The 21726-nt window shown below is 62.3% G+C and carries 22 protein-coding genes; 13 read left to right on the forward strand and 9 right to left on the reverse strand.

The features are described from left to right. The first annotated feature begins 40 nt into the window (after positions 1-40). The 6 genes from HV753_RS04350 (at position 41) to HV753_RS04375 (ending at position 6677) form a co-directional block, all read left to right on the forward strand. Positions 41-1075, forward strand: a complete 1035-nt coding sequence (locus HV753_RS04350) for a fumarylacetoacetate hydrolase family protein (protein WP_175173175.1) — start codon at positions 41-43, stop codon at positions 1073-1075. Positions 1076-1089: 14 nt separating this feature from the next. Then, positions 1090-1758: a maleylacetoacetate isomerase gene (gene maiA / locus HV753_RS04355; protein WP_175173176.1), complete on the forward strand. Its 669-nt coding sequence runs from the start codon at positions 1090-1092 to the stop codon at positions 1756-1758. Between the two features lie 58 nt (positions 1759-1816). Continuing rightward, the gene (locus HV753_RS04360; RefSeq protein WP_175173177.1) at positions 1817-3172 is read left to right on the forward strand and encodes an MFS transporter; all 1356 of its coding nucleotides are present in this window, start codon (positions 1817-1819) and stop codon (positions 3170-3172) included. 36 nt (positions 3173-3208) lie between these two features. Then, entirely contained in the window at positions 3209-4750 is a 1542-nt protein-coding gene (locus tag HV753_RS04365; protein ID WP_175173178.1) for a fumarate hydratase, read from the forward strand. A 162-nt stretch (positions 4751-4912) separates the two neighbouring features. Beyond that, a complete protein-coding gene (locus HV753_RS04370; RefSeq protein WP_175173179.1) occupies positions 4913-5527 on the forward strand; it encodes an HD domain-containing protein in 615 nt (204 codons plus the stop codon). Positions 5528-5672: 145 nt separating this feature from the next. Further along, positions 5673-6677, forward strand: a complete 1005-nt coding sequence (locus tag HV753_RS04375) for a tripartite tricarboxylate transporter substrate binding protein (RefSeq protein WP_175173180.1) — start codon at positions 5673-5675, stop codon at positions 6675-6677. A gap of 124 nt (positions 6678-6801) precedes the next feature. Here HV753_RS04375 and HV753_RS04380 read toward each other — a convergent pair whose 3' ends face one another. The 3 genes from HV753_RS04380 to HV753_RS04390 all read right to left on the reverse strand — a co-directional run bounded on the left by HV753_RS04380 (position 6802) and on the right by HV753_RS04390 (position 8755). Continuing rightward, on the reverse strand, positions 6802-7038 hold the full coding sequence (locus HV753_RS04380) for a hypothetical protein (RefSeq protein WP_175173181.1): 237 nt from the start codon (positions 7036-7038) through the stop codon (positions 6802-6804). Positions 7039-7151: 113 nt separating this feature from the next. Beyond that, positions 7152-7799, reverse strand: a complete 648-nt coding sequence (locus HV753_RS04385; protein WP_175173182.1) for an isochorismatase family protein — start codon at positions 7797-7799, stop codon at positions 7152-7154. An 80-nt stretch (positions 7800-7879) separates the two neighbouring features. After that, positions 7880-8755, reverse strand: coding sequence for a pirin family protein (locus tag HV753_RS04390; protein ID WP_175173183.1), 876 nt, complete (start codon positions 8753-8755; stop codon positions 7880-7882). Positions 8756-8876: 121 nt separating this feature from the next. Between HV753_RS04390 and HV753_RS04395 the strand changes: the two genes are divergently transcribed. Further along, entirely contained in the window at positions 8877-9779 is a 903-nt protein-coding gene (locus HV753_RS04395) for a LysR substrate-binding domain-containing protein (RefSeq protein WP_175173674.1), read from the forward strand. A gap of 221 nt (positions 9780-10000) precedes the next feature. Next, complete coding sequence (locus HV753_RS04400; RefSeq protein WP_175173184.1) at positions 10001-11023, forward strand: LysR family transcriptional regulator; 1023 nt, start codon at positions 10001-10003, stop codon at positions 11021-11023. A gap of 29 nt (positions 11024-11052) precedes the next feature. Here HV753_RS04400 and HV753_RS04405 read toward each other — a convergent pair whose 3' ends face one another. Together HV753_RS04405 and HV753_RS04410 are read right to left on the reverse strand one after the other, a co-directional pair. Further along, positions 11053-11979 carry a LysR family transcriptional regulator gene (locus HV753_RS04405; RefSeq protein WP_246288145.1) on the reverse strand — a complete coding sequence of 309 codons (927 nt, stop codon included), beginning with the start codon at positions 11977-11979 and terminating at the stop codon, positions 11053-11055. Positions 11980-12024: 45 nt separating this feature from the next. Beyond that, entirely contained in the window at positions 12025-12594 is a 570-nt protein-coding gene (locus HV753_RS04410; protein WP_175173185.1) for a hypothetical protein, read from the reverse strand. On the opposite strand from HV753_RS04410, the gene HV753_RS04415 reads away from it, so the two are divergent. Next, positions 12593-13936: an MFS transporter gene (locus HV753_RS04415; protein ID WP_175173186.1), complete on the forward strand. Its 1344-nt coding sequence runs from the start codon at positions 12593-12595 to the stop codon at positions 13934-13936. The genes HV753_RS04410 and HV753_RS04415 overlap by 2 nt on opposite strands. Positions 13937-13938: 2 nt before the next feature. Here the strand turns inward: HV753_RS04415 and HV753_RS04420 are convergent, their stop codons facing one another. After that, the gene (locus HV753_RS04420) at positions 13939-14739 is read right to left on the reverse strand and encodes an SDR family NAD(P)-dependent oxidoreductase (protein WP_175173187.1); all 801 of its coding nucleotides are present in this window, start codon (positions 14737-14739) and stop codon (positions 13939-13941) included. Positions 14740-14883: 144 nt separating this feature from the next. Here HV753_RS04420 and HV753_RS04425 point away from each other — a divergent pair, with 144 nt between their 5' ends. The 4 genes from HV753_RS04425 to HV753_RS04440 all read left to right on the forward strand — a co-directional run bounded on the left by HV753_RS04425 (position 14884) and on the right by HV753_RS04440 (position 18788). Beyond that, positions 14884-15822 carry a GlxA family transcriptional regulator gene (locus tag HV753_RS04425; RefSeq protein ID WP_175173188.1) on the forward strand — a complete coding sequence of 313 codons (939 nt, stop codon included), beginning with the start codon at positions 14884-14886 and terminating at the stop codon, positions 15820-15822. 225 nt (positions 15823-16047) lie between these two features. Further along, positions 16048-16953: a hypothetical protein gene (locus HV753_RS04430; protein ID WP_175173189.1), complete on the forward strand. Its 906-nt coding sequence runs from the start codon at positions 16048-16050 to the stop codon at positions 16951-16953. Positions 16954-16993: 40 nt separating this feature from the next. Further along, entirely contained in the window at positions 16994-17497 is a 504-nt protein-coding gene (locus HV753_RS04435) for a hypothetical protein (protein WP_175173190.1), read from the forward strand. A 109-nt stretch (positions 17498-17606) separates the two neighbouring features. Beyond that, complete coding sequence (locus HV753_RS04440) at positions 17607-18788, forward strand: hypothetical protein (RefSeq protein WP_175173191.1); 1182 nt, start codon at positions 17607-17609, stop codon at positions 18786-18788. A gap of 15 nt (positions 18789-18803) precedes the next feature. Here HV753_RS04440 and HV753_RS04445 read toward each other — a convergent pair whose 3' ends face one another. From HV753_RS04445 to HV753_RS04455, 3 genes are read right to left on the reverse strand one after another with little or no spacing between them, the layout of a single operon-like run. Then, positions 18804-19484 carry a class I SAM-dependent methyltransferase gene (locus HV753_RS04445; RefSeq protein ID WP_175173192.1) on the reverse strand — a complete coding sequence of 227 codons (681 nt, stop codon included), beginning with the start codon at positions 19482-19484 and terminating at the stop codon, positions 18804-18806. 33 nt (positions 19485-19517) lie between these two features. Beyond that, positions 19518-20696, reverse strand: a complete 1179-nt coding sequence (locus tag HV753_RS04450) for an FUSC family protein (RefSeq protein WP_175173193.1) — start codon at positions 20694-20696, stop codon at positions 19518-19520. Positions 20697-20749: 53 nt separating this feature from the next. Beyond that, on the reverse strand, positions 20750-21658 hold the full coding sequence (locus tag HV753_RS04455) for a LysR family transcriptional regulator (RefSeq protein WP_175173194.1): 909 nt from the start codon (positions 21656-21658) through the stop codon (positions 20750-20752). Positions 21659-21726 lie beyond the last annotated feature (68 nt).

Consider the following 21726-nt stretch of genomic DNA (forward strand, 5'->3'; position numbering starts at 1 on the left):
CTCGCCGCCGGGCGCCCTTCCCTGCACGGAACCCCTGAACATGAAACTTGCCACCCTGACCAACGGCACCCGCGACGGCCAACTGGTCGTCGTCAACCGCGCCCTGACACTCATGCGCGCCGTGCCACACATTGCCGCCACCCTGCAACAAGCCCTGGACGACTGGGCTCGCACCGCACCGCTGCTACAGGCCGAATACCAGACGTTGAACGCGGGTGCTGCCTCCAGCCGGCCTTTCGACCCCCGCCACTGCGCCGCCCCATTGCCGCGTGCCTATCAATGGCTGGACGCCTCGGCCTACTTGAACCACGTGGACCTGACACGACGCGCCCGTGGCGGAGAAATGCCCCCGTCGTTCCTGACGGATCCGCTGATGTATCAAGGCGGGTCGGACGATTTCATGGGGCCCTGCGACCCCATCACGGCCGCCAGCGAAGCGCTGGGCGTGGACCTGGAAGCCGAAATCGTGGTGGTCACCGACGATGTGCCCCTGGGTATCGACGCGGACGCCGCACTGGGCCACGTGGCGCTGCTGGGCCTGGTCAATGACGTGACGCTGCGCAATGTCGTCCTGCCGGAACTGACCAAGGGCTTTGGCTTCCTGCAAGGCAAGCCCGCGTCGGCGCTATCGCCCGTGCTGGTCACGCCCGACGAGCTTGCGCCCCATTGGCGCGGAGGCAAGCTGCACCGGACGATGCAGGTGTGGCTCAACGGCCAGCTGATCGGCCAGCCCCAAGCCGGTGAGGAAATGCAGTTCCACTTTGGCGAACTGATCGCGCACGCCGCCCGAACGCGCCGCCTGGGCGCGGGCACGTTGGTGGGCAGCGGCACGATCTCCAACGCCAGCGACGCGGCCGGCGTCTGCTGCCTGGTCGAAGCGCGAGTACGAGAGCAACTGCGCGACGGCGAAATGCGCACCCCCTTCCTCAAGCACGGCGACCGCGTGCGTATCGGCATGCGCGACGACTCGGGCCAGAGCCTGTTTGGCGACATCGACCAGCAGGTAAGCATCCCGGGTACCCGGCCCATGCCGTCCACCGCGCCCGAGTCCACGCCAGAAACCGCCACCGCCTGATCGGGAGAAGCCCCATGGCCGACACCTCTGACCACACCCTGCACAGCTATTGGCGCAGTTCGGCAGCCTACCGGGTGCGCATCGCCTTGGCCTTGAAAGGCCTGCCGTATCAACAAATAGCCTGGCACATGGTCAAGGGCGAGCATCAGCAACCGGCCTACCGGTCGATCGCGCCCTTCGGCCTGGTACCCATGCTGGAGATCGACGGCCAACGCCTACAGCAATCGCTGGCCATCATCGAATATCTGGACGAGCGTTTTCCCGGAACAGCCCTGCTACCCGTTGATCCGGCGGGCCGCGCGCAGGCTCGAGCGCTGGCGCAGTTGATTGCCTGCGAAATGCATCCGCTCAACAACCTGCGCACGCTCAAGCGCCTGCGTGCGCAGTTCGACGCGGACGATGGGCAGGTGCAGGACTGGTATCGCCACTGGTGCGAGGAAGGCTTCCGCGCCTTCGAGGCAGCACTTCCCGCCGCGCAGTCCGGCGGATACGCGCTGGGGAACAAACCTTCGCTGGTGGAGTGCTGCCTGGTGCCCCAGGTTTACAACGCCTTGCGCTACGGCGTGGACCTGGCGCCGTTCCACCGCGTCCGCGCCATTGTCGATGCCTGCGCCACGCTACCCGCCTTCGAGGCGGCCCGTCCCGAAAACCAACCTGATGCCCCCTTGGCCACCGCGGCCTAGGCGGGCTCTTACCCCACAACACAAGAAGCCAAACCCGCCGCCCCCCACGGAGACAGACATGCAGACAGACATCCCCGCCGACGGCGCTGCCGTCGCGCCCGCCAGTGCATCCCGCTCATCCCTACCCCTGGTCAGCGCCGAGGACCGCAAGGTATTGGCGGCCACGCTGGTCGGGTCGGCGATCGAATGGTACGACTACTTCATTTATGTCCAGGCCGCCGGCCTGGTGCTGGGCTCCCTATTCTTCGCGCCTTTCGCCAAAGAGAATCCCGAACTGTCGTTGATCCTGTCCTTCGCAACCGTCGGCGTCGCCTTCCTGTTCCGGCCCTTGGGGGCCATCGTCTGCGGCCACTTGGGCGACCGCTACGGACGCAAACGGGTACTTGCCGCCACCTTGATCCTGATGGGGGTGTCCACCGCCCTGATCGGCGTGTTGCCCACTTACGCGCAGATCGGAATCTGGGCTCCCGTCATGCTGGTGATGCTGCGCGTGCTACAGGGCTTCTCCGCAGGCGGCGAATGGGGCGGCGCAGCCCTGATGGCCGTCGAACACGCGCCCGCCAACCGCCGCTCACTGTTCGGCGCCTTTCCGCAAATCGGGGTGCCGCTGGGCATGATCGTCGCGACCGGTGCCTTGTGGTGCATCACCACGCTGGTTGGCATGGAGCAATTCCTGGCCTGGGGCTGGCGCATTTCCTTCCTGCTGTCCATCGCGCTCATCATCGTGGGCGTATTCATCCGCCGCGCGGTGGAGGAATCCCCGGTCTTCCTGCAAATGCAGTCGCGGCGCAGCCGTTCGTCGGCGCCCTTGGGCATCTTGTTGCGCAAGTACCGCCGTCAGGTCGTGCTGACGACGCTGATCTTCGTGGGCAACAGCACCGCGGGCTATCTGCTGGTCGGCTTTTTCATTAGCTACGGCAGCCGGACGCTGCACATGCCCGCCCAGCAGGTGTTGATGATCTGTACGCTGGCAGCGGCTTGCTGGCTGGCCACCACGCTGCTTGGCGGTTGGCTGGGAGACCGCATCGGCCGCGTTCGCACCTTCCAGGCCGGCTACATCCTGCTGGCGCTCTGGGCCATTCCGATGTGGCGCTTCATCGAGTCCGGCGACGTCGCCCAGTTCACGTTCGCCCTGATCGTGCTGTCCGTGCCTCTGGGCCTGACCTACGGCCCGCAGGCCGCGTTGTACGCCGAGATGTTCCCTGCCGACGTGCGGTACTCAGGCGTGTCCGCGGGTTACGCCCTGGGTTCCATCCTGGGCGGCGCCTTCGCCGCCATGATCGCGCAATCCATCATCTCGGCCACCGGCCAATCCTGGCTGGTGGGCGTCTACGTCATTGTCATGGCGACGGTGTCCTTCGTGGCCGTGACGCTGGTCAAGGACCGGCCCGGCACGACGTTGCATGCCGAATGAAGCGGCCCCTCCCTTCCCAACCCACCCTTGCCCGCCATGCGCTCCGACATCCGCCAAGACGATCTCATCGAATCCATCGCCAGCGCGCTCCAGTACATCAGCTGCTATCACCCCGCTGACTACATTGCGCACCTGGCCCGTGCCTACGAGCTCGAAGCCAGCGCGCCTGCCCGTGACGCGATGGCACAGATTCTGATCAGCTCGCGCATGGCCGCCATCGGTCGCCGGCCCGTCTGCCAGGACACAGGCATCGTGAACGTGTTCCTCAGAGTCGGCATGGACATACGCTGGGCCGGCTTCACCGGCAGCCTCGAGGACGCCGTCAACGCGGGCGTCCGGCGGGCATACCTGGACCCGGACAACCCGCTGCGGGCATCGATCGTGGCGGATCCGCTCTTCGGCCGAAGCAATACCCGCGACAACACGCCCGCCGTCATCAGCGTGCAGATCGTGCCGGGCGCCAACGTGGAAGTCACCGTGGCGGCCAAGGGAGGCGGCTCGGAAAACAAGGCGCGGCTGGCCATGCTGAATCCCGCCGACAATGTGATGGATTGGGTGCTGGAACAGATCCCCGCGATGGGCGCAGGCTGGTGCCCGCCAGGCATCCTGGGCATCGGCGTGGGCGGCACGGCCGAGAAAGCCGTGCTACTGGCCAAGGAGAGCCTGATGCAGCCCCTGAACATGCACGAACTACAGGCCCGGGCGCAAAGCGGAGACACCTTGACGCCCGAGGACGCATTGCGGCTGGAGCTCCATGACCGAGTCAACGCGCTGGGCGTCGGCGCACAAGGGCTGGGCGGCCTGACGACCGTGCTGGACGTGAAGATCAAGACCTACCCCACGCACGCGGCAGCCAAGCCCATCGCGTTGATTCCCAATTGCGCGGCGACACGCCATGCGCGCTTTGTGCTGGACGGCTCCGGCCCCGTGCACCTGGCCCCACCGCCGCTGGATCTTTGGCCGGACATTGCATTGACGCGCGGACAGGACGCAGGGCGGCGCGTGAATCTGGACACACTGACCCAGGAGGAAGTCGCCTCCTGGCGGGCGGGCGACACCTTGCTGCTGAATGGCCGCATGTTGACCGGGCGCGACGCCGCGCACCAGCGCATCCGGGAAATGCTGGCTCGGGGCGAGCCCTTGCCTGTCGACTTCCGCGGCCGCGTCATTTATTACGTGGGCCCCGTCGATGCGGTAAGAGACGAGGCAGTCGGCCCCGCAGGCCCCACGACGGCGACGCGCATGGACAGCTACACGGACATGATGCTGGACCGCACGGGCCTGTTCGCCATGATCGGCAAGGCCGAACGCGGGCCAGCAGCTGCCGCGACGATTCAACGTCACAAGACCGCCTATCTGATCGCGGTGGGTGGTGCGGCTTATCTCGTGTCCCGTGCCATCCGCCACGCCCGCGTCATCGCCTTCGAGGACCTGGGCATGGAAGCGATCCACGAGTTCCAGGTGGAGGACATGCCCGTGACGGTCGCCGTGGATGCCGCGGGCGGCAACTTGCACGTTTCCGGCCCCGAAAGATGGCGACGGCAGGCTTCCCACGTGGCGCGCATACTCAGAGCATGACTCCCGCCTCCCTGCCGCAATTGGGATCGCCGTACTGTCCCATTCTGGTTTCGCTTTAGCGGCGAGCATCCATAGACTCCAGTTCGATGTGGTCCGTTGCCTCGGCATAAATCATGCACCGCACGCCGTACACTATGACGTCAGATTCAGACCTGGACGATCATGCAATTGGCCACATTGGACAAGCAGCTGAGTTTTCTGAAAGAGATTGATCGGCTGAAAACGGTCGTACGACAATCTCCGCTGCTGGACGGCAGCCGGAAGGAGAACTCCGCCGAGCATTCCTGGCACTTGGCGATGTACGCCTTGATACTGGGCGAATACGCCGGCGGCGCCATCAACACCAATCGAGTCATACAGATGCTCTTGCTGCATGACGTCGTGGAAATAGACGCCGGCGATTTCCCGATCCACGGCGGGTTGTCAAACGACTTGCAGGCTGAACAGGAGCGCAGCGCCGCGACACGCCTGTTTGGCCTGTTGCCGGCCTCGCAAGGCGACGCATTCCTCAACCTGTGGCAAGAGTTTGAGCAGGCAGAGACCGACGACGCAAAGTTCGCGAAAGCGCTGGATCGCTTTCAGCCCCTGCTCATCAACGTCTTCACGAACGGCGGAACCTGGACAGAGAACGGCGTATCTCTTGAGCAGGTCCTTGCCCGCTATGGTCCCGTCATCAAAAACGGGGCGCCCCGACTATGGGCTGTGTGTGAGCGTTGGGTGACTGAACATTTTTCCGGACAGGCGCCAAAACGCCATCCCATCCCCTCCCCCGAATAAGGCATACTGCGCGACGCCAAAAGCGCCCCCGTAGAAGGGAGTCTTGGCCGATCCGACGAGAACATCTGTCGGCGGGCTACGGCCAGCGTTGCCATAAAACACCATCGCGCCATCAGCGGCGCGAAATAATGACAGAGGAGAGAGGATGACCATCAGGAAGAACCTTCACGCGACCTGCGCCAAGGCAGGTAAGGCGTTGCTGCCCGCCGCGCTGGCGCTTGCCGCGATGGCAGGTCATTTGCCAGCGGCGCACGCCGACGAATATCCGTCGCAACCCATCAAGTTGATCGTGCCCTTTGCCGCAGGGGGTGGAAACGATGGGATCGCGCGCTTGCTGGGACAGTTGCTGTCCGACGGACTGAAGCAGCCGGTGGTGGTGGAGAATCGCCCCGGCGCCGGCGGCAAGCTGGGCGTCGAACAGGGTTTGAGGGCGGCGCCTGATGGATACACCCTGACCTTGATTTCCAATAGTTATTCGGTCAATCCCAGTCTGTACAAGCTGCCATTTGATCCTGTCGGAGACATGACGCCCATCGGGATGATCGCGCGCGCGCCGTTCTTCGTGTCGGTGAACCCGTCCGTGCCGGTAGAGACCTTGGGCGAGCTGGTCGCCTTGGCCAGGCAGAAACCCGGCGTGCTGACCTATGCGTCGTCCGGCACGGGCGGGATTTCGCATTTGGCGATGGAAGCCTTTCTGAAGACGGCCGGCATTTCGATGATCCACGTGCCGTACAAAGGGTCGGCGCCAGCGTTGACCGATACGGTATCCGGCCAGGTCAACGCGATGATGACCACGGCGGGTTCCACCCTGCCTTATCGTGAAGACAAGCGCCTGAAGGTGCTGGCAGTGACCTTGCCTCAGCGCGTCTCGTCGGCCTCTGACATTCCAACGGTGCGCGAGGCCGGCGTGCCTTTTGACGTGACGGTGTGGTACGGCATCATCGCGCCCAAAGGCACGCCGCCTGAGATCCAGGCCAAGCTCAACACCGCGATCAATGCGGCGGTGGTATTGCCTGAAATGGCGGATCGGCTCAAGGCGACGGGCGAGGAAGCCGCGCCGGGCAGCCCGGCGGCGTTCCGTGACCAGATCGTGAAGGAGATATCGCTCTGGAGCGATGTCGTGCGCGAGGCCGGCGTCACCGTCAACTAATCAAGCGCCGGAGTCAGACTGCACATTCACGTTGAAAATTGCAGTCTGGCTCCCGACGCGGTGTGGCCGCGGCATCCCAACCGCTCGGCGAGAGCTAGCTTCCCGGCCCGTGCCGCATCGCTGCTCAACTGCACGTGACGATGCTGGCCATGCTGATCGCACTTGCCAAATACTGCATTGCGGCGATTCTTTCAGGCGTGTGATGCGCCGGCGAATCCTTCAGTTTCACCAGAGCGTGCCTCATGAGTTCCACGCTGGACAGCCCTGAAGCCGTGGACGGGCTTGAAGGGGAATTCCAATCCGCATACTCCGAATCAAAAGCCAGCGGGGAGTGGGTGTCAGCGATGTTCTTCAAGGTCATGAGCGGCTTCGTTGTCTTGGAAAAGAGATCGGACCCCGCGGTGACGCGGAAGTTCCAATCCGACTCTCCCAATCTCGCGTCCAGGGCCGGCGCCAGCCCGCCGGCCAGCCAGCTTAGCGCGTGCCTTCCTTCAGGCCGAGCAGGTCCCATTCCCAACGCAAGCCCTGGCCGAATCCACCGCCGAACGACGCGAACAGTTTGGTGACTTCGCCAGCCGTCTCTTCACGCGCCCAGTCGCGTTGGAGTTCGCTGACATAGGCGGTCGCCGACAACGGTCGCGCGCCGGACTGCATCATGCGCTGCACGCCCATCTCATGGCTTTCCACGGTGCCGCCGCCCGATGCGTCTGGAATGATGTAAACCTCGTGGCCGGCGGCCAGGGCGCTCTGGACAGCCAGATTCAGGCAAACCTCGGTCCACAGACCGGCCATCACCAGTTTTTTCTTGCCGGTCCCTTTGACCCACTCGCGCACCCGCGGATCATCCCACGAATCCAGGCTGGTGCGATCAATAGGCGTCTGGTCGGGAAACACGGCCTGGATTTCCTGGAACAGGGCTTGGCGTTCGGCAAACCCGGTGGTCAACAGCGTCGGCACATTGAAGAGCTTCGCTGCCTTGGCGATGAAGGTCGCATTGTTGACCACCTGTTCGTTCGGGTGCGAACGCAGCGCCAGCAGTTGCAGGTACTGGTGATCGATCATCAGCAACGCATGGTTGTCGGGGGTAAGCAGCGTGTCGTCGCGGGTCGTGGTGCTGTTCATGATAGTTTTCCTTTTGGGGAGTTTGATGCTGCGCCGTTGAACAGGGGTGACGCGAGCCCTTGAAAATTGGGCGCTATGGCCTAGGCGCTCGTTGCGGGGATATGTCCGAAACGCCCGCTCGCGAAATCGCGTTTGGCCTGCCGGAGCTCCTCCGCGGTGTTCATGACGAAAGGCCCGGACCCTACGATGGGCTCGTTGAGCGGCTCGCCGGTCAATACGAGCACGGCGGCATCGGTTGTGGCGTTGATCGCGATCGTGCCGCCGGACCGGTCAAAGAGCACCATCTGTTTTTCATGAAGCGGCGAAGACTTGTCGATGCTTAGCGTGCCGCGCAATACGACCGCCATGGCAGAGTGCCCTTCAGGCAGGCTCAGTTCCGAGCGGGTTCCGTGATCCAGGTTCAGATCCCACAGATTGATGGGCGACCACGTCTCGGCGGGCCCTTCGAGCATTTCGTATCGGCCCGCAATGACTCGCAGGGTCCCGGAGGCAGGAGAACCCAACGCCATTCGAGGAATCTGCTCCTTCGCAAGTGTCTGATACCGCGGTGGGGACATCTTGCGATCCGCGGGCAGATTGACCCATATCTGGACCGCTTCCAGGACGCCTCCGGAACGCGAAAACGCCGGCGAATGGAACTCTTCGTGCATGATCCCGGCGCCGGCCGTCATCCACTGCACATCCCCGGCGCGAATCAATCCGCCGTCTGAGGAGTCCCGATGCGCGACTTCGCCTTGATAGACCAGCGTCACGGTTTCAAACCCCCGGTGCGGATGCTGCTGGATGCCGCGCGGCAAAGGCGACGGCTTGAAATCCTGCGGGCCGCTGACGTCAAGGAGCAGAAAGGGACTGGTGTAGTCGCCCACGGCGTCGTAAGAGAAGACCGTCCGGGTGGGAAAGCCGTCTCCTACCCAGTGAGTGTTTCCTGCCGTGTGGATGCTGATGAGCTTGGGCATCATCGTTTCCTTCCAGGAGAGATATCGATCGGTATAAACAGAATAAAATTAGAACAAACTCTTGAGTAGATGGATAAAACGAAATCATTGTTCTAACAGGAGAACAATCTTGCTGCACGCTATGGACTTGAACGACCTCTTCTACTTCACGCAGATCGTGGAACATGGCGGTTTCTCGGCGGCTGCGCGCCATCTGGATATACCGAAGTCCAAGATCAGCCGCCGGCTTGCCATGCTCGAAGACCGCTTGGGCGCGCGCCTGATCCAGAGGTCAACGCGCCAGTTCGTCGTGACAGAGGTCGGGCAGGAGTACTACCGGCATTGCAGGGCAATGCTTGTCGAGGTGCAGGCCGCGGAAGAATCGGTTCAGCGCAGCCGCGCGGAACCGCAGGGCATCATCCGGCTGAGCTGTCCCATCGGCTTGTTGGATGCGCTCGTTGCGGACATGCTGACGGACTTCATGGTGCGTTATCCGCTGGTGCGGATCCATGCGGAAGGGGCCAATCGCCGAGTGGACGTCATAGGGGAAGGTTTCGATATCGCGCTGCGGGTGCGATTCCCGCCATTGGAGGACAGCGGGCTGATCCTGAAGACCCTGTCGGACAGTCCGCACCGCCTGGTGGCGAGTCCCGCGTTCCTGAAGCAGCACGGCCCGTTCACGCACCCGGCGGATCTGGCCAAGGTGCCCAGCTTGGGGCAAGGGCCCGAGGCGCGCTCGCACGAGTGGGAACTCTTCGGGCCAGACGGCACTTTAGCCCTGGTGCGCCACAACCCGAATCTGATCACCGACCAGATGCTGGCGCTGCGCATGGCCGCAGTCAAAGGGCTCGGAGTTGTTCAACTGCCCACATTGCTCATTGCCCAGGCCATGCGGGGCGGGCAGTTGGTCGAAGTGATACCCGGCTGGGCACCAAGAACCGCCATCGTGCATGCCGTCTATCCTTCCAGGCGGGGCCTGCTTCCTTCGGTTCAAGCGCTACTTGAATTCTTGGCCCACGCCTTTCAAGGCACTTCCGCGCGGTGACACGGCCCGCCAGACGAACGGCGCGACAGCTTCCGGTGTGTCATACCGCACATTCACGTTGGAAATTGCAGTCTGGCTCCCGACGCGGTTCCTCCACATGATCGAAATGCCCTCCCATCCCTATTCACGACCGTTCATGCTTCACGAACATCGGGTTCACAAGCCAGCTATTTTTCCAAAGCCCATTTAGTTTTACGCTTGCCTGCCGATAGTTTGAGTCAATGAAGATGCAAAGCAGTTCTCGAATCGTCATGCCCCGGGACGCAGCACGCGCCGCGGACCAGGGGCAAGACAGCCGTCAAATGGCGCGAATTCGGCAAGGTCACGTGACCATGGATATATTGGCCGCCATGCGGATTTACCTGCGCATCGTGGCGCGCGGCACGTTTTCCCGGGCGGCCATCGACCTGGACATGGGCCAACCCGCCATCAGCGAACGCATTGCAAAGCTGGAAGCGTATCTTGGCGTTCAGTTGCTCCGCCGCAATGCGCGTTCTTTGCTATGCACCGAGGCAGGCAAGGCCTTTCACGACTTGTCCCTGGAAACCATACAACTGGTCGACAAAGGCATCAGCTCCCTCAAGGAACTGGATTCGAATCTGACGGGAACCCTGCGCATCGCTGCCCCCGTCGCCTACGGCGAAATGTTCCTGTCTTCCGCGCTCATTCGCGTTCGCGCGTCGCTGCCCGAGCTTCAGATCGATTTACAGTTCGACGACGGCATGATGGATCCTTCGTCTGAAGACGTGGATCTCTTGATCCGCCCCGGCGTTTTGAAAAAAGAGCGGGCCGTGGCCTTCGAGCTGTGCGCCCTGAAGCACATTCTGGTCTGCTCGCCCGCCTACGCGGCCAGTGGGCAGTGCAGCCAGGTTTCCGACCTGGCCGGACACCCCTTTATCGGCATGAAGGAGATGCTCGGCGATTCACACTTGTCCCTGCTCTCAAAAAATGGCGAGGTGGAATGCGTCGAAATCCGCGCCATGGTCACGGCCAACCACTGGCATCCCGTGCTTGAATTGGTCAAAGCTGAACAAGGAATCGGCGTGTTGCCTCAAGCGTTTTGCGCCTCAGCGCTGAGTCAGGGGAAGCTGTTGCATATCCTTCCGCACCATCAAGTCGGCTGGCCCCTGCCCATCTACGCCCTGGTTCCCGAAAGGCGAACCTCTTCCTTGAAGATCAAGGCCCTGATCCAGATCCTGCGCCAATCAGCCAGTGCGTGCGTTACTTCCGCTGCCGGCGCCTGAGGCCCCGTCCCCCTGGCATCAATTGCACGTTACTTAGGCGCCGTTTCCCAAGGGGGCTGCTCGGCAAAGGCCTCAGCCAGGTGATCGACAAAGGCGCGGACCTTCGTCGGCACATAGGATGTGTCGGGATAAATCACCGCGACCGTGTACGGCAGCAAACCAGTGGAAAGCGGGATCTGAATCAACTGCCCGGTCTGCAAGGGCCGAGCCACGAGAAAAGCCGGCGCAGTAATGATGCCCAGGCCTTCCATCGCAAGGTCCCGCATCGCAAAGCCATTGTTCACGAATATCCTGGCGGGCGTGGCAACGTGTGATGGGTTCACGGCCTGCGGCCCCGTCTCGAACTTCAGAAGACGTTTCGGATGCGATGGCGCGTAGATGATGCTTTGATGTTGCGCCAATTCGCTGACGGTGGCCGGCAATCGATTATCTTCCGCATATCTGGGGCTACAGCAAATCAGACGCGCGCATTCGCACAGCCGCCGCGCCCTCAGGCGAGAATCCGAGAAATATCCGATACGCACCCCCACATCGTAGCCCCGAGTCGCCAGATCCTTGACGCGATCGTCGTAATCCAGCACCAGCTCAAGATTGGGATGCTTGCGGCTGAAGCTTGCCAGCAACGGCCCCATGTAGAGCATGCCAAACGTCATGGGCGCCGAAATGTGAAGCCGGCCATGAAGTGAGCCATTCAGGTTCCGTACCATGCTATCGGCGGTATCTTTCACCTGGCCGATCAGCGGGGCCATGCTCCGATAGAACTCTTGCCCCGCCTCCGTGACTTGCAACGTCCGCAACGAACGGCTGAACAATTGGGCCGATAAGGCGGTTTCCAGATCCGCGATCCGCTTGCTTACGGCGGATTTCGTCATTTTCAATCTCGCGGCCGCAGCGGTAAGGGAGCCCGCCTCAACCACGTGCAGAAAAGTATAAATATCGTCGTATCTCCAGTTCACCTATGCCCCGTTTCTTTTGTCCCTGACACGTGCATGTCGCGTCCATCAGGATGATTTCTCTTGCTGCCGGGTTTCAGTCCCTGGCATCGTCATGCGCCGGGGAAAATTCGCCAATCCCGCCGTGCCTCTCGGGCGGCAACCGAAAAAATACCCTAACGCGATATCTGCGGAAACGTGGAAATCTGGACAAATCGCAACAGCACTGCAACACTTTTCCGAGCAAGATCCGGCGCGTTTGGCCCGCTCGATGGAGCGGCCCGTTGCTTCCCTGGATGATTCGTCATACTTACTGAGTATCGAAATATCTATTGCAAAAATCCGAGTAACCGCATCAATCATGGGCGTTGTGCCAAAGCCGCGGCAAAACACCACGGCACGCCCCTGCTGCGGCGCGCATGCCCGGCTTGCGGGCGCCCCAACTGCGCCTCCCGCGGACGGCGCTACAATCCTCGCCGGATTTTGCGCATCCGCGGCAACCTCCTCCACTCCGCCACGGAGAAACACGGCAACGCATCGCCCGCAAGCGTTCGCGCCCGCCATGCCTTTCCCTGACTTTTCATAGCTGTAGTCCGGCAAGGCCGGATGTATTCCGCTTTTCGCGATCGAGGATTTCATGTCTCGGCAGTTGTTGGCTCTTGTTCTGGGGCCGCTTCTTGGCTTGTTCGTTGTCTGCATCGGCAACGCATTCATTTCTTCCCTTACCACCCTGCGCCTGGACGCGGCCGGCGAGTCGGCCACCGTCATCGGGATCATTTCGTCGTCGTATTTCATCGGCCTCACGCTAGGCGCGATATTCAACGACCGGCTGATCGTGCGCATCGGCCATATCCGCGCCTACAGCAGCTTTGCTTCGCTCATCGCGGTGACGGTCCTGTTGCAGGGTCTGATCTTCGGGCCTGAAGCCTGGTTCGTCCTGCGCTTGATCAGCGGCTGGGCCAGCGTCGGCGTGTTCCTGGTGGTGGAAAGCTGGTTGCTGCTGGCGGGCGACCCGAAAATGCGTGGGCGGCTGCTGGCGTTCTACATGATCGCGCTGTATGGCTCGGGCATGCTGGGCCAGATCCAGCTTGGCTCCATCACCCAGCTGGGTGAGATGGCGCCCTTCATGATCGCCGGGCTGCTGGCCTCGCTGTCGGTGATGCCGATGGTCATCATTCCGCGCATTTCGCCGCTGGTGGAACGGGTCGAACCGCTGATGCCTCAGCACCTGATCCGCATGACGCCAACCGGAGTCATGGGCTGCTTTGGTTCAGGGGTGGCCATCGCCGCGGTCTATACCCTGCTGCCGCTGTATTTGCAGCGCATCGGCTTGGACATGGCGCAGGTGGGCAAGATGATGGGCGCGGTCATTCTTGGCGCCATGGTGCTGCAATACCCGGTCGGCCGTTGGTCGGACTTGCGCGACCGGCAGGTTGTCTTGATCGCGCTGGCGGTGTTCTGCGCCGTGCTGAGCCTGCTTATCCTGTTACTGCCGACCGGATCGCCGCTGCTTATCGTCTTGCTGTTCCTGTTGGGCGGCGGCGTGTTCGCCATTTATCCCGTGGCGGTCAGCCACGCCGCTGACCGTGCGCCAGCTGATGCGCTAGTGCGCATGATTCAGGGCCTGCTGCTGATCAATTCCCTGGGTTCGGCCTTGAGCCCGCTGGCGATCTCGCAAGTGATGGCGAAGTTCGGAGAAGCGGGGCTGTTCTGGAGCTTTGCGCTGCTGAACCTCAGCCTGATGGCCTTCTTCATGTGGCGCCGCCGCGAACGCCCCGCCCCCTCCCCCGTCGCGCCGTTTGCGGCGGCCGCGCAGATGTCTCCTGCCGGCGTCGAACTCCGGGTCACCGAAGACTTGGTTCAAGGCGCCCTGGATCATGAAATGACGGAAGACTTGACCCACGTCGTCCCCGGCACGGACGCCGCCGAACCCGTGCTATCGGCCGCACAGGACGCCTCGCCCACCACGGGCGGACGCTGACGTCAGGCTGCCTGGTAGCGCTTTGCCGCCGTCCGCCCCGATAGGTTCGGAATCAGCGTCTGGCGCGCAGCTTCGTAGGCGTCCCAATCGGCCACGTCGGGCAGCGCCGGAATGGTGACCAGCTCGCCCCGGTCGAAGCCCGCCAGGGCCGCATCCACCATGTCTTCGGCCCGCATCACGATTTCACTGGGCACTTGTTGCAGGGACGTGCCGGCGGCCTCCCAGAAATCGGTCGCGGTGGCGCCCGGAGCCACGGCCTGGATACGGATGTTCTTGTCGGCCAGTTCGTGCTTGAGCGACTGGCTGAACGCCAGAACGAAAGCCTTGCTGCCGCCGTACACCCCGTTGAGCACCTCGGGATTGATCGCGACGATGGATGCGATATTGATCACCGCGCCGCCGCCCCGGGCCACCATGCCGGGTATGGCGGCGTAGGTCAGCCGAGTCAGTGCCGTCACGTTCAAATCAATCATCCCCGTCATCTTGTCAACGTCGGCCATCAACAGCGGCGCAACGGCGCCCAGTCCGGCGTTGTTCACCAACAGGGTGATGCTGGCGTCGGTTCGCAACACGTGTTCAACCCGCGCCAGATCGGATTTGTCGTTCAGATCAGCAGTGATCACCTCGATCGTGCGCCCCGTTTCGTCCGACAGACGGCTAGCCAGGGCGTCCATGCGCTGGCGGTTGCGCGCCACCAGGATCAGGTTGTAGCCACGATGGGCCAATCGATGCGCATATACCGCGCCGATACCGGAGGACGCACCGGTGATCAGCGCGGTGCCTGAGGATTGATGCAGGGACATATCTAGCTCCTTAAACCGTTGGTAGCGCCGGAAGTGGCGTCGATGCAAGGAGAATAAGGAATTCACGCTATGTCCTAAAGGTCATATATGCCACCTTTTAAGACAGCGCTATGATGGCAACAACATATCCAGGCGGAGAGCGCGATGCAACGCATCGGTTTTGTCGTATTCCCTGAATTTCAGGTGATGGGCTTTGCTGCCCTGACGGCATTTGAAATGGCCAATGTGATGGGCGGGCAGCCCTTCTACCGTATCCATCTGCTGTCTGAACACGGTGGCCCGGTGCAGGCGTCCGCCGGTTTTACCGTGGATACCACCGCCATAGGCAGGAAGTCGTTTGATACCGTGATCATCGGCGCCGGATTGCAGCCCGATCCGGCGTCGCCCGCCATACTGGATTTTGTGCGCCGTTCCGTCCGTACATCGCGGCGCGTCGCGGCGCCGTGCATCGGCGCCTTTACGCTGGCAGAGGCCGGAGTGCTGGACGGCCGACGGGCGACGACGCACTGGGCGTTCGCGCGCGAACTGCAAAGCCGCTTTCCCAAACTGAAGGTCGAAGAGGACCGTATTTTCATTATCGATGGCCCGGTATGGACCTCGGCAGGGATGAGCGCAGGCATCGATCTGGCGTTGGCCATGGTCGAAAAAGACCTCGGGCCAGAGATTGCGCGGGCAACCGCACGCAAGATGGTGGTGTATCACCGCCGTGCTGGCGGCCAGTCGCAATTTTCAGCCTTGTTGGAACTGGAACCCAAATCAGACCGCATCCAGAAGGCGTTGGACTTCGCCAAGCAGAATCTGCGCCAGGATCTGACGGTGGAAGACATGGCCAACGCCGCCAATCTAAGCCCTCGCCAATTCAGCCGCGCGTTCCGTTCCGAGACCGGCCAATCTCCTGCCAAGGCAGTTGAGAATTTGCGCGTTGAAGCAGCCCGGTTGCTGATGGAGCAAGGCCGTCTGTCCATGGACACGATCGCGGACGAAACGGGATTCGCCGACCGCGAGCGCATGCGCCGCGCCTTCCTGCGCCAATACGGCCAGCCGCCGCAGGCAATGCGGCGCACGGCCAGGATGACGGCTTGAGAACGCGATATGTAACAGGTTAGCAATACCTGCAATATCATGAAGCCTGAGGCGCAAATTGCCCCCTTATACTCGCCACCGCACCTTGAATCTTGCCGGCGTCCACACAAATCCAATGCGGCTTGAACCGCCTTTATTGCCGGGGGCACGGAAGATCGACCGTTCTATACAGAAACCAATAAGCAAAACGCTTTTATAGAAATTCGACAGGAAGTTGCCTAATCCATGAGAACCCTTCTGAAGGTCAGTCCGAGTTTGTGCCGCCCCTGCGTTCGCACCACCTTGGCCGGTCTGCTTGTCTCTACCTTTGCTCTGCTTTCCCACCCGGCGCCTGCGCTTGCCGCCGCTGAAAGCGCGCCCGCCATACCGGCATCCGTCGCGGCCACCATCACCCCGCCCGACGCCGCCACGGTGCTGTATTTCATTTATGACATCGATGGCAAAGGCAAGACGTCGTACGAGGTCCAAAACGGCAGCATCGCCACATACTGGTTCGGCCATGCCTTTGAATCAGAGGGCAAACACTATTACACCGGTTTCGCCTGGCAGACCGCGGCAAGATACGGCAAGGAAGGCGAAGACCAGGTGGGCCCCGGCACGCAGGTCAACATCACCGAATCCACCTTCGTCCTGAACGATCCCACGTCTGAACGGCCCTGGAAATTCCGAGGCATGGAACACTCCATCGGTGAATTCGGCGCGTATGAAACAGGCGAGGAAGTCGACACCCGCCGCAAGCCGCTTGAACACCGCACACCGGCCGGAAAGTTGTTGCTGGCGGTGCCGACTTCCAGCTTCGGCAACGGCATCACCAGCGACGGGTACGCCTTGCTGGTCTTCAATCCGGAACGCCTGAAGGAAGACACCGACGGCAATGTCTGGACCTATGTGGGCAGCGTTCTGACCGGCGAGGACAACAGCGCCGCCTGCGCGGACGGTGATGTCATGCCGTGCACGAACAGCGAAGGCGAATTGACGTTCACGGCGGACGGCAGCAATGACATGCCGCGCTTGACCGTCAAGCCCACCGGCACCACGATCTCGGGGCCGAACAAGACCCGCCAGCTGGGCGCCGCCGACATCACGCATTACTCGTACGATGCCGCAAAAAAACAGTACATCAGCCGGTAAGGGTTGGGATATCGCAGCCTGACAACGTGCCGACCCCGCCATGAACCTGATTTTGCTTGCGTCCATTGCCGTGCTTGCGGTGGCAAGCGTCGTTTATCGATGCTTGCGCCGCCAGCCGCACGATACAAACCGTTCCATTCTCCGGAATGTGCTGGCTGGGGTGGCGGTTTATGGCCTGGTCGGCCCGGCAATCGGCTTGCTTGGCGCCATCGCCATCCTTTACATTCCGGATTCCCTATACAGTTTTGACGGCGTGCGCGCCGCCTATCTTTTCGGCGCGACGCCCGCCGTGCTGTGCGGCCTGACGGCGGGCGCATTCAAACCCGCGCAAGCCGCCTGGCGCCCTTTCGCATGGGTCTGCGGGGCGGGCGCGCTATATGGGTTCTTCTTCATGCTGTCGATCCTGGGAATGGACCGAATCGGGTATGTCGTGGAAGCCTTCAAAGCGGGTGCGCTGCCCGGCTTCGCGGCGGCCGTGGTCTGCACGCTACTGTTCCATGGCAGACCTTGGAAGACGGCTTTCGGCACCCCGCAGGAACAATGACAAATCGCTGAAAACCCAGCGCGTATCGCAGCAACTTCGCAACGCGCTTAAAGGTGTTATTAAGCCCGCGTGACTACAATTTCCGGATCGCATTCCCGGTTCGTCTGTCATGCCGTACCTTCAAGTTTCATCGATTCATCCAGACCGGGGCGGCATACGCATTGCACCGCCCGAAGCACGGCAAGCAGCCTCTACGCTGCACGCGGTCCAGCGGTTCTTGTCAGGATTAGGGCTGCACGACGCGGCCAACTGTTCCGGGGTGACGGGCGCTACCCCAGGTGCGCAAGCGTGGATCAACACAGCCTTCGCAACAGCCTGCATGCCCGGCCATGACACAACCAGCGTGGCTCGCGCAACCGGGCTGCGCACCGACACCAACGACATTGATCTGGACCGGGAAATCGTCTTGGCGATGCTGGCCAGTCCGGTCGCCTTCACCTTCCCCAGCATTGCGGAACTGGAATCAGCGGTACGCATCCGCCGCTATATCGTCCAGGCGGCGCGCAAGACCGCGTTGGCGTTCGACACCGAACACGCCGAGCGACCGTCGGATTACTGGACCTATGACGAGGCACGCGGGTTTACCGTATTGCCGGGACGTTCGCTGATCGAAGGTCTGCGCAAGGCGACGCAACCCGAAGCCTCCGGCCAGTTGTATGCCTTCTCGTGCTACCGCGCGACGGAATACGTGACGGTCCTGGGCATTGCGCAGGAACTGCAACAGGCCAACCCGGAATTGGGCCACCGCTTGCAACGCCAATGGGAAACGCGCGCGGTCATGTCGGGCCGTTTCCACGAAGCCTTTCTGCATGAGTACGGATCACTCGCCGACCCCCTGCCCCAGCGTTTTTACGTGCCGGGCGACCGGCTGTGGTTCCGCAATCCAGATGCGGCCTCTTCCGACGTGGAGGGCTTCGAGGGGTCTTGGGTGTTCTATCTGGGTCAGGGCCAATTCAATAATTTCTGGGAACGCGGCGCTCCTTACACGCTAACGACCAAGTGCGTGGAGATCTACCATTGGCGTCACGGCCTGAGCACGGATGCGACCGGCAAACCCTATATGGACGAGCAGATCGTCAAAGACCGCGTGCGGCAGACCCTTGCGGACCCCAAGGCGACCGCCGATGTCCTGGCGCGCATGACACGCATTCGTGACCCGCAAGGCGTCTACGAACAAGGCGGCTGCATCGACGCGACCCGCGAACGGGTGCGGTGGGTACGCCCAGGGCATGCCGACATCGTGCTTCCGGAATATCCCGAGCCGCTGTCGTTGTGGTCCATCGCGGCCTGAACCCGGCGGATCTATTCAGGGGCTGGGGCAGTACGCGACCCAGCCCTTGAATGTGAAGCCCGCGTAGAACAATTCCACGGATTCAAAACCCGCCTCGTGCAGCAAGGCGGCGTCTTGTTCGGGACTCAGCACGGGAAGCCGGACGCCAATCGCTTCGCTTGCATTCCTGGCATTGGCCTCGGCGATCCCAGAGGCTGCCGCGAAATCCGCATAGCGATCCAGCCACCGCTTCTTGTCACGCTCCGACTGCGGAAAGCTGTGATGCGCGACAATCAGCGGCGCCCCCGGTTTCAGGCGGCGCCGTAGTTCGCGAAGCGTGTGCAGGCGCTCTTCCGCAGGCAGGAAATGCAGGGTCAACAGGCAGGTTGCCCCGTCATATGGACCGGCGGGCGCCGAATCCACATACCCTTCAAGCAGATCGACCCGTTGCACCAGCGGCCCCAGCGTGGCTTGCGCCAACGTCAGCATTGGCGCGGAAGGGTCCACGCCCGTGAAACGCCATCCAGGATGCGCGTCGGCAAATACCTTCAACTCCAAGCCGCCGCCGGCGCCCAGCACCAGGACATGGCCATCTTCAGGGACGGACTCTGCCAGCAACAGCGACGTCATCTGCTGTAGCGCGTGAAAGCCCGGCACCTGCTTGACGGGGCCGTCGGCGTACCGGGCAACCGCTTGGGGGTCTGAGAACGTAGTCATGAATGCGCCAAGGCTGAAACGAAACGGTTGATGCTATCGCATCCGCCCATAGGGCAACACGAAAAAGCCTTTCAGGCGGCGCGTCGCCAGCATCACCAGCGCCAGCACGACAATGCCCGAAAGAATGCCTGACAGCCGCAGCAGGGCCGGCATCGGATCATTCGCCCAGTGGTGGTCCTGAACGAACACCATGATGAACGCAATGGTGAACTGGCGGCCCACATAGCTGGCACCAGCCGCCCCCGTCTGCACATGGCATCCCATCCATACGCCCAGCGACAACACCAGCATGGACGGCATCGCCAGTCCTTGCGTCAGCGGCAGCAACGCCATTCCCGCCGCCCCCGCCAGCAAGCAGCCGATCACGCGCTGCACCATCTTGTCGATGATGGGCTGCCGCGTTCCATCCACCAGTTTTCCAGCCGGCAGAATCAGCACGGCAATCGCCGTCACCAGCGCTTGAGCAAAACCGGGCATGTCCAGAAAGTACGTGCAGGCGGCAAGAATGACGATGGCCAAAGCGGCCTGCATGCCCAGCACCATGCGGTTACGCCGCAGCGATTCCGCCGATGGCGTCTCGCTGGCCATTGGCGCAGGCTGGCCTTCGACAGCACCAAAAGCCGTTGCCGCCGGGTCGGGGGGTCGAATGCGTCGATACCACCGCGGCCCGAAATGGAACAGGCTGGCAACCACCAGGCAGGCCAGCGTGCCGACCAGGACTTCGCCCGCGCGCAACGCCGCGAACACCGCAGTCGCTTGCAGCGAATTCAGCACATGCGCTTCGTAAGTCACCATCAAGGCCGTGATGCCGCCCAGCATCCAGGCATAGGGCGCCTTGGAACCGTTGGCGTAATAAGCCGCCACCCCGCCGATCAGGCCCAGCGCCGGTACGAACAGCCAGGGCCGGTCTCCGATCAACGGCCCGGCCACGGCGCCAAGCACGGCGCCGATCACGGTGCCAATGACCCGGTGCGCGGCGCGCTCCACCGACCCCGCAAAACTGCTCTGCATCACGGCAAAGCCGCTGATGGCGGCCCACCAGGTATAGGAAAGATGCAAGGCGTTCGCCAGTGCGACGGCCAGCGCAACCGAAAGCACCGCTTCGGCGCCAAACACCGTACGGTCCCTGGTGGTTTTCCAGACGGCCATTTCGCGGGCCAGCGCGGAAATGGCTGCCCGGCAGGTGTGGATCAGCGTGCGGACCAGGTTCATGGGCGTCTCGGGTCCATCCTAGCGCCCGGCAAACCGCGCGGGCAAGCGTGACTTCAGTCCGCCAGCCTGGCCACTCGCGCCTTCAGGCGCGGCACGGCAAAGTCCAGGAAAGCGCGTAGCTTCAGCGGCAGGATACCCTGACCGGTATGCAGCAGGTTGATCGGCCACGGTGTCGGCTCATAAGGCGCAAGCACGATCTTGAGCGCGCCCGCGCGCAGTGCGTCGGCCATCTGATAGGACACCACCCGCGTGATGCCAACGCCCGCCACGGCGGCATCGACGGCAGCTTCGGCCGTGCTGACGGCCAGTCTCGACCGTACCGGTACCGCAATGTCAGATTTGCCCGATGCGAAGTTCCAGACCTGCCGCGACGCCATCTGTTCAAACGTGATGCAGGCATGTCCGCCCAATTCGCCGGGATGCTCGGGCGTGCCGTGTTCGGCAAGATAGGCGGGGCTTGCGCAGACCACTCGGCGCACCCAGCCGATGGGCGCCGCGATGAAGCTGCTGTCGGGCAAATCCGCAACCCGCAATGCGGCGTCGACATGTTCCTCGATCAATGGCACAACACGGTCGGTCAGCACCATGCGCACATCGATGTCTGGATAGGTCTTGAGGAAATCCGCGACGACCGGCAAGAGGTGCAGGCGGCCGAACACGATGGGCGCGGTCAGAACAAGCTCGCCTTTGGGCACCGCGTATTCACCGGAAGCCGCGCGCTCGGCTTCCCCCACGGCCTCCAGGATATGGCGGCAGGCGGCCACGTAGGCCTGCCCTGCTTCGGTCAGGGACAACTGCCGGGTGGAACGATGCAGCAGCCGCGTATTCAGGTGCGCTTCCAGGTCTGCAACCTTGCGGCTGACGGTAGCCAGGGGCATCTTCAGCTGACGCGATGCCGCCGAAAAACTGCCCGCCTGGACCACCGCCACCAGAATGGACATGGATTCAAGACGATCCGCCATATTCTCAATTTCTGGAAATATTATTCTCGATAATATCGGATTATCTATTTACCTGGAAATAGATAAGC

The sequence above is a fragment of the Achromobacter pestifer genome (assembly GCF_902859625.1).
In the GTDB taxonomy this organism is placed as follows: domain Bacteria; phylum Pseudomonadota; class Gammaproteobacteria; order Burkholderiales; family Burkholderiaceae_B; genus Achromobacter; species Achromobacter pestifer.

Coding starts and splice junctions, on each gene's coding strand:
- HV753_RS04370 (WP_175173179.1), top strand. CDS start 4,913: ATGCAATTGGCCACATTGGACAAGCAGCTGAGTTTTCTGAAAGAGATT.
- HV753_RS04350 (WP_175173175.1), top strand. CDS start 41: ATGAAACTTGCCACCCTGACCAACGGCACCCGCGACGGCCAACTGGTC.
- HV753_RS04420 (WP_175173187.1), bottom strand. CDS start 14,739: ATGTCCCTGCATCAATCCTCAGGCACCGCGCTGATCACCGGTGCGTCC.
- HV753_RS04410 (WP_175173185.1), bottom strand. CDS start 12,594: ATGAAATCCTCGATCGCGAAAAGCGGAATACATCCGGCCTTGCCGGAC.
- HV753_RS04400 (WP_175173184.1), top strand. CDS start 10,001: ATGAAGATGCAAAGCAGTTCTCGAATCGTCATGCCCCGGGACGCAGCA.
- HV753_RS04440 (WP_175173191.1), top strand. CDS start 17,607: ATGCCGTACCTTCAAGTTTCATCGATTCATCCAGACCGGGGCGGCATA.
- HV753_RS04390 (WP_175173183.1), bottom strand. CDS start 8,755: ATGCCCAAGCTCATCAGCATCCACACGGCAGGAAACACTCACTGGGTA.
- HV753_RS04360 (WP_175173177.1), top strand. CDS start 1,817: ATGCAGACAGACATCCCCGCCGACGGCGCTGCCGTCGCGCCCGCCAGT.
- HV753_RS04365 (WP_175173178.1), top strand. CDS start 3,209: ATGCGCTCCGACATCCGCCAAGACGATCTCATCGAATCCATCGCCAGC.
- HV753_RS04415 (WP_175173186.1), top strand. CDS start 12,593: ATGTCTCGGCAGTTGTTGGCTCTTGTTCTGGGGCCGCTTCTTGGCTTG.
- HV753_RS04380 (WP_175173181.1), bottom strand. CDS start 7,038: ATGACCTTGAAGAACATCGCTGACACCCACTCCCCGCTGGCTTTTGAT.
- HV753_RS04385 (WP_175173182.1), bottom strand. CDS start 7,799: ATGAACAGCACCACGACCCGCGACGACACGCTGCTTACCCCCGACAAC.
- maiA (WP_175173176.1), top strand. CDS start 1,090: ATGGCCGACACCTCTGACCACACCCTGCACAGCTATTGGCGCAGTTCG.
- HV753_RS04430 (WP_175173189.1), top strand. CDS start 16,048: ATGAGAACCCTTCTGAAGGTCAGTCCGAGTTTGTGCCGCCCCTGCGTT.
- HV753_RS04445 (WP_175173192.1), bottom strand. CDS start 19,484: ATGACTACGTTCTCAGACCCCCAAGCGGTTGCCCGGTACGCCGACGGC.
- HV753_RS04375 (WP_175173180.1), top strand. CDS start 5,673: ATGACCATCAGGAAGAACCTTCACGCGACCTGCGCCAAGGCAGGTAAG.
- HV753_RS04395 (WP_175173674.1), top strand. CDS start 8,877: ATGGACTTGAACGACCTCTTCTACTTCACGCAGATCGTGGAACATGGC.
- HV753_RS04435 (WP_175173190.1), top strand. CDS start 16,994: ATGAACCTGATTTTGCTTGCGTCCATTGCCGTGCTTGCGGTGGCAAGC.
- HV753_RS04455 (WP_175173194.1), bottom strand. CDS start 21,658: ATGGCGGATCGTCTTGAATCCATGTCCATTCTGGTGGCGGTGGTCCAG.
- HV753_RS04425 (WP_175173188.1), top strand. CDS start 14,884: ATGCAACGCATCGGTTTTGTCGTATTCCCTGAATTTCAGGTGATGGGC.
- HV753_RS04450 (WP_175173193.1), bottom strand. CDS start 20,696: ATGAACCTGGTCCGCACGCTGATCCACACCTGCCGGGCAGCCATTTCC.